This is a genomic window from Lysobacter enzymogenes (assembly GCF_017168095.1).
Lineage (GTDB): Bacteria > Pseudomonadota > Gammaproteobacteria > Xanthomonadales > Xanthomonadaceae > Lysobacter > Lysobacter enzymogenes_D.
In genome coordinates this window covers 1-422 of record NZ_LXSD01000652.1, presented here as the reverse complement: position 1 = coordinate 422, position 422 = coordinate 1, and the positions used below count along the sequence as shown (strand labels likewise).

Sequence of the window (422 nt, the reverse complement as noted above, 5' to 3'; positions counted from 1 at the left end):
CCGCCGCCGGCGCGGCGGCGACGCTGGCCGAGCTGCGCCCCGGCGAGCAGTTCGTCGCCCTGGCCAAGGCCGCGCCGCAGGTGCGCGCGGCCGACGTGCGCCGGGTGGTGAGCTGGCGCAACGGCCAGATCGTGTTCGAGAACGAACGCCTCGGCGACGCGGTGGCCGAGATCAACCGCTATTCGCAGCGCAAGATCGTGCTCGCCGACGCGCACCTGGCCTCGCTCAAGATCAGCGGCGCGTTCAACACCGGCGACACCGGCACCTTCGTCGAAGCCTTGACCGATTACTTCCCGATCGAGCGCGACACGCTGGACAACGACGACATCGTGCTCAAGCCGCGCGCGGCCGATACCGCCGACGCGCCGGCCGCGCCCGGCGCGCCGATTCGCGGCTGACCTGCGCGGCCGCCGCGCGCGCTG

The 422-nt window shown here is 73.5% G+C and carries 1 pseudogene; it reads left to right on the top strand.

The window, feature by feature from the left end:
• A pseudogene (locus A7A76_RS24810) lies at positions 1-398 on the top strand (hypothetical protein); the annotation flags it as partial.
• Positions 399-422 lie beyond the last annotated feature (24 nt).